This window comes from Sphaerotilus sp. (assembly GCF_041083715.1).
In the GTDB taxonomy this organism is placed as follows: Bacteria; Pseudomonadota; Gammaproteobacteria; order Burkholderiales; family Burkholderiaceae_C; genus Sphaerotilus.
In genome coordinates this window covers 1-5,836 of the sequence record NZ_JBFPGY010000332.1, presented here as the reverse complement: position 1 = coordinate 5,836, position 5,836 = coordinate 1, and the positions used below count along the sequence as shown (strand labels likewise).

The 5,836-nt window shown below is 70.2% G+C and carries 7 protein-coding genes; 5 read left to right on the top strand and 2 right to left on the bottom strand.

All coding sequences use genetic code 11. From position 1 onward, the window contains the following. A partial coding sequence (locus AB3X43_RS15510; RefSeq protein ID WP_369430766.1) for a helix-turn-helix domain-containing protein occupies positions 1–443 on the bottom strand: 443 nt, incomplete at its 3' end. 156 nt (positions 444–599) lie between these two features. On the opposite strand from AB3X43_RS15510, the gene AB3X43_RS15505 reads away from it, so the two are divergent. The 5 genes from AB3X43_RS15505 (at position 600) to AB3X43_RS15485 (ending at position 5,492) form a co-directional block, all read left to right on the top strand. Then, a complete protein-coding gene (locus tag AB3X43_RS15505; RefSeq protein WP_369430765.1) occupies positions 600–1,073 on the top strand; it encodes a YiaA/YiaB family inner membrane protein in 474 nt (157 codons plus the stop codon). 33 nt (positions 1,074–1,106) lie between these two features. Beyond that, positions 1,107–1,538 carry a hypothetical protein gene (locus AB3X43_RS15500; protein ID WP_369430764.1) on the top strand — a complete coding sequence of 144 codons (432 nt, stop codon included), beginning with the start codon at positions 1,107–1,109 and terminating at the stop codon, positions 1,536–1,538. Next, positions 1,535–2,329: a DUF2145 domain-containing protein gene (locus tag AB3X43_RS15495; protein WP_369430763.1), complete on the top strand. Its 795-nt coding sequence runs from the start codon at positions 1,535–1,537 to the stop codon at positions 2,327–2,329. The genes AB3X43_RS15500 and AB3X43_RS15495 overlap by 4 nt, the downstream gene beginning before the upstream one ends. Before the next feature lie 74 nt (positions 2,330–2,403). Next, positions 2,404–4,368 carry an MFS transporter gene (locus AB3X43_RS15490; RefSeq protein WP_369430762.1) on the top strand — a complete coding sequence of 655 codons (1,965 nt, stop codon included), beginning with the start codon at positions 2,404–2,406 and terminating at the stop codon, positions 4,366–4,368. 17 nt (positions 4,369–4,385) lie between these two features. Further along, positions 4,386–5,492, top strand: coding sequence for a GNAT family N-acetyltransferase (locus AB3X43_RS15485; RefSeq protein ID WP_369430761.1), 1,107 nt, complete (start codon positions 4,386–4,388; stop codon positions 5,490–5,492). Here the strand turns inward: AB3X43_RS15485 and AB3X43_RS15480 are convergent. After that, a partial coding sequence (locus AB3X43_RS15480; protein WP_369430760.1) for a LysR substrate-binding domain-containing protein occupies positions 5,482–5,836 on the bottom strand: 355 nt, incomplete at its 5' end. The two genes, AB3X43_RS15485 and AB3X43_RS15480, sit on opposite strands and share 11 nt — an antisense overlap.

The following is a 5,836-nucleotide window of genomic DNA, read 5'->3' as shown; positions in this document are numbered from 1 at the left end:
AAGGTCTTGGCCACCTTCATCCGGTAGCGGTTCTGCGGCTTCAGCTCGATGATGCCGAGCCGGTCGAGCTGCACGAAGTAGCCCACCAGCTCCGCCTCGGTGTAGCCGTAGCCGGTCAGCACCTGCTCGAAGGTCCACTGGCTCAGGCAGCAGATGGCTGCCAGCAGCAGCTTGCGGTCGGCGACCACGGCACGCTCCTGCTCGGGCGTCAGCTCGATGCGGGCGGGCGTGTCGTCGGCGACGCGCCGGGCCAGCTCGGCGAAGTCGGTGCGCAGCACGCGGCAGATGGTGTCGATGCGCGACAGCGGCATGTCGCCCTGCGCGAACATGCGCTTCACGCTCGATTCGGCCATGTCGAGCTGCACGGCCAGCGCGGCGTAGGTGAGGCCGGCCGACTTGAGTTCGGCCTTCAGGACCCGGATCAGGTCGGCAGTGGTGCTCACGGCGTGTCCTCTGGCGTTTTCGGTCGATCAGGTATTGCCAAATGATACTCATCGAGGCATTGCCCGATATTCCGTTGCTTATCGTTGCACCCCGGGATGCTCTGCCCGAGCATCCATTCCGTGTTCAACGCCCCAGCCGCCGAAAGGCTCTCCACCATGTCCTCCGATGCCTATTCCCCGTCTTCGTCCTCGGTCGTGCGCCGCGATACCCCCGCCTGGCGCGCCCAGGTCTGGATCTCGTTCGGTCTGGCGGTGACGCTGTGCGCCACCGGCCTGGCCTGGCTGCCGGGGCAGGACCTGGACCGCGCGTTCATGGTGATGGGCTACCTGTTCTGCCTGACCTCCGCGTTCGGCCTGTCCAAGTTCATCCGCGACAACGACAAGCGCCGCAGCGACACCCCGGGCTGGAAGTGGGTGGTGTGGGGCGGCTTCTTCCTGGCGATGGCGCTGACGGCCTGGGGCCTGTGGCGCATGGACGTGCAGCCGGTGTGGAAGGCCTACCTCGCCGTGAGCTGGCTGTTCCTGATCTCGTCGGTGTTCACGTTGGCCAAGACGCTGCGCGATGCCCATGAGGCCGATGTGCTGGAAGCGCGCCTGCAGGGCCGCCGCGAAGCCCGCGAAGAAACGTGATCCCCGAACCCCGTGCCTGACAAGGTGAACCCCATGAAGACCCTGAACAAGCTCCTCGCGCTGGCGCTGGCTACCAGCGTCGTGATCGCTCCGACCAGTGCGCTGGCGCACCGCGATGGCTCGGAGGTCAGCGTGCTGTCCGCGCTGTCGCTGGGGGTGCCGCTGGCGGTCTCGGCAGCGCCAGCGGCGTCGGTGCTGACGGCGGGTGCCGTGCTGACCGTGGCCAGCGTCGAGGTGGTCGCCGCCGGCACCGTCTGGGTACTGACCCAGGCGTCCACCGGCGCGAGCGTCGTGCTGACGCTGAGCGCGGCCGGCGCCGAGGCGGTATCGACGGCCGTGGGCACCACCGTGGTGGTCACCGCGCTGAGCACCGGCTGGCTCCTGTCGGCGGCCGGCAAGGCGCTGTGTTTCGTGCCCAACGAGATCGGCGCTTCGCTGATCTACAACGAACGGATGACGCGATGAACACCGCCGTTGCCACTGCCACGGCTGCCCTGGCGCTGGCCGTTGGCCTGTTGACGACGCCGGCCCGCGCTGGCCAGAACTGTGCCGAGAAACCGCCGTCGACGGACCAGATCCGCCGCTCGCTCGACCTGGCCGTGAAGACCGTGCGCTGGCTCGACGACAGCGGCGCCACGCTGGCCGTCATCGCCCGCCGCGGCCAGAACCTCGACCGCTACGGCCTGCGCTACTCGCACCTCGGTTACGTCTACCGCGACGAGGCGGCCAAGGCCTGGCGTGTGGTCCACAAACTCAACCAGTGCGGCACGGCCGAGTCCGCGCTCTACCGGCAGGGGCTGGCCGAGTTCTTCAGCGACGACCTGTTCGACTACGAGGCCGCGCTGGGGATCCCGACACCGGCCGTGCAGGCCGCGCTGCGTCCGCTGCTGCAGGACAACGCCCGCGCCGCCGTGCTGCACCACAAGCCGTACAGCATGGTCGCCTACCCGTGGTCGCAGCGTTACCAGCAGAGCAACCAGTGGGCGCTGGAGACGCTGGCCTGCGCGGTGGAGCCCGGTGCCTGTGACCGCAGCCGCGCCCAGGCCTGGCTGCAGTTCAAGGGCTACCAGCCGACCACGCTCAACCTCAGCGCCGGCCAGCGCCTGGGCGCCCGCATCGGCACGGCCAACGTCGCCTTCGACGACCATCCCAGCGCCCGCCGCTTCTCCGACCGCATCGACACCGTCACCGTCGATTCGGTGTTCGCCTTCCTGCAGCGCACCGCGCTGGCCGGAGCGCCCCAGACCGTGCGCTGACCCGGCACTGCTTGCACTACAGTGTTCCGGCGGCGCCGATTCCCGTGCGCCGCCCCTGACGAGGACCGATCCCGATGAGCCACCCCGACCAGACCAGCCAGTTCGCGCTGCTCGGCCAGCGCCGCTTCGCACCGTTCTTCTGGACCCAGTTCCTCGGCGCCGGCAACGACAACCTGTTCAAGTTCGCCTTCACCGTGCTGGTGACCTACCAGCTGCAGGTGGCGTGGTTGCCGCCATCGCTGGCCGGGCTGGCGATCGGGGCGCTGTTCATCCTGCCCTTTCTGCTCTTCTCGGCCACCAGCGGGCAGCTCGCCGACAAGCTCGACAAGGCGCTGCTGATGCGCTTCGTCAAGTCGCTGGAGATCGGCATCATGGGCCTGGCGGCGTGGGCGTTCGTGCAGGACGCGGTGAACGTGCGCGTCGTGACGCTGCTGGGCTGCGTGGTCCTGATGGGGCTGCACTCGACGCTGTTCGGCCCGGTCAAGTTCGCCTACCTGCCGCAGCACCTGAGCGAGCGCGAGATCACCGGCGGCAACGGCATGGTGGAGATGGGCACCTTCGTCGCCATCCTGCTCGGCAACGTCGCAGGCGGGCTGCTGATCGGCATGGCCGAGGGCGGAGCGCGGGCGGTGGCGATCGGCTGCGTGGCGATGGCGCTGCTCGGACGGGTCGTGGTGCAGTTTGTGCCACCGACGCCGGCCACCGACCCGGCGCTCAGGATCAACCCCAACCCCGTCACCGAGACCTGGCGCAACCTGCAGCTCGCCCACGAGAACATCGTCGTCTTCCGCTCGCTGCTGGGCATCTCGTGGATGTGGTTCTTCGGTGCGGTGTTCCTGAGCCAGTTCCCGGCTTTCGCCAAGGAGGTGCTGCACGGCAACGAGCAGGTCGCCTCGCTGCTGCTGGTGGTGTTCTCGGTGGGCATCGGCACGGGCTCGCTGCTGTGCGAGGTGCTGTCGAAGCGCCATGTCGAGATCGGCCTGGTCCCGCTGGGCGCGATCGGGATGACGGTGTTCTCGGTCGATCTCCACTTCGCCGCGACCGGTCTGGCGCTGCCGCAGGGCGCCGCGTCGTACACGCTCGGCGCCTTCCTGGCGCAGCCGGCGCACTGGCGCGTCATGCTGGATCTGGCGCTGCTGGCCGGCTCGGCGGGGCTCTACAGCGTGCCGATGTACGCGCTGATCCAGCTCCGTGCGCCCAAGAGCCACCGCGCCCGCATCATCGCCGCCAACAACATCCTCAATGCGCTGTTCATGATCGCCAGCTCGGTGATCGCAGGCGCCATGCTGGGGGCCGGCGCCACGATTCCGCAGGTGTTCCTGGCGACCGGGCTGGCCAACGCGCTGGTGGCGGGCTACATCTTCCTGCTGGTGCCGGAGTACCTGCTGCGCTTCCTGGCCTTCGTGCTGACACGCTTCGTCTACCGCCTGAAGCTGACCGGCGATCAGCACATCCCGACCGAGGGTGCCGCCATCGTCGCCGCCAACCACGTCAGCTACGTGGATGCGATCGTGCTGGCCGCCGCCAGTCCGCGGCCGATCCGCTTCATGATGGACCACCGCATCTTCGCCACGCCGGTGCTGGGCACGCTGTTCCGGCTGGTCAAGGCCATCCCGGTGGCGCCGCAGAAGGAAGATCCGGTTGTCTACGAACGGGCCTTCGACGAGGCTGCCCAAGTGCTCGCGGAAGGCGATCTGCTCGGCATCTTCCCGGAAGGCGGCATCACCCGCGACGGCATGCTGCAGCCCTTCAAGGGCGGGGTCATGAAGATCCTGGAGCGTCAGCCCGCACCGGTCGTGCCGGTGGCGCTGGTCAATCTGTGGGGCTCGACGTTTTCGCGCATCGAGGGCGGGCGGGCGATGGCACGGCCGCTGCGGCGCGGGCTGTTCAGCCGGGTCGAGGTGGTCGCCGGTCCGGCGCTGGCGGCGGCCGCGGTCACGCCCGAGCGTCTTCAGGCCGCGGTAGGCACGCTGTTGCACACTGGCAGACCGGGTCCTGATCCGGCTTCCATCCCCGTTGCCCGTTCTTCGACGCCATGAATCTGCCCGAGTCCCACGTGTCCGCCCTGTCCGTCACCGTCGTGCGTGACGAGTCCGCCTTGCTGGCGCTGCGGTCGGCGTGGGAGTCGCTGGAAGACCAGGCGGTGGAGTACGGGCTGTACGTGACCTGGAGCCATGTCCACCTTGCATGGCAGCACCTCGCCGAGCCGGGCCACGCGCTGTGGGTGATGGCGGTGCACGACGATGCCACCGGGCGGCTGGTCGGCGTGCTGCCGCTGGTGCGGGTGCCGGAGCGCCACTACGGCATGACGGTGCAGGTGCTGCGCCACATCGGCATCTGGGAGGGCGACCGGCCCGGCCTGCTGGCGCTGGACGATGCGGACCGCGTCTGGAGCGCGCTCTGGCAGGCGCTGGTCGCGCTGCGCTCGGAGTGGCAGGTGCTCGACCTGCGCGAGCTGGTCTCCGGCTGCTGGCCGCTGCGCGAGCTGCAGCGGCCGGGGCGGGGGTTCTCCAGCGAGGCGCTGCCCGACATCGAGGCGCCGTACCAGCGGCTGGACGGGGACTGGGAGCTGCACGTCGCCACCCGCCGCGACGCAGTGCAGGCGCAGTGGGCGCGCATGCAGCAGCGGCTGCAGCTGGAGCAGCCCGGCGCCTGCAGGGTGGTGGCGCAGGGGCCGGACGACATCGTGGAGGCGCTGGAGCGCTACCTCGTGCTGGAGCAGGCGCTGGTGCTGGCCGGCGGCGGCGTGACCATCGGCAGCGACCCGCGCCGCGCCGCCTTCTACCGCGCGTGGCTGCCGGGGCTGGCCCGGCGCGGCGACGCGGCGGTCTGGCTGCTCGCCAGTGACGGTGGTGAACTGGCCGGCCTGATCCGCCTGCGCTGCGGCGACACCTGGATCGAGCGCCACGCCTGCTACGACCCCACCCACGCCGACATCACGCCGAGCCTGCTGCTCGCCGTCGAGGCGCTGCAGCAGGCCTTTGAGTCCACGGCCGAGGTCTCCACGCTGGTCAGCGTGCGCGAGCCCGAGGGCGCCAGCGCGTCGGTGCTGGACTGGTACGACGGCCGCAGCCTGACGCGGCGCCTGTCGGTGTGGAACCTGCAGTCCCGGCTCGGGCCGATCGCGCTGCTGAAGGGGCTGGGCAGCAAGTTCAGGGGCTGAGGGCGGCCGTGCCGCCGCTGCCGCTGTCCAGCGCCGCCTGCGCCACGACCCACTGCCGGAATGCCACCGCCGCCGGCCGGCGCGCCACATCCTCCCGCGCCACCAGCCAGTAGGTGTATGGCGAGCGGATCGCCACCGGAAACGGCGCCACCAGCGTGCCCGCCGCCAGACTCGGGGCCACCATCGGTCGCGCTGCCAGCGCCACGCCCTGGCCGGACAGAGCGGCCTCGATCGCCAGCATCGCGTCGGAGAAGTGCCGCCCCGGCGTCGCCACCGGCGTGTCCACCCCGGCCGCCTGCAGCCACTGCGGCCAGCCCCAGGACTGCCCGCTGCGGCCGGTGCTG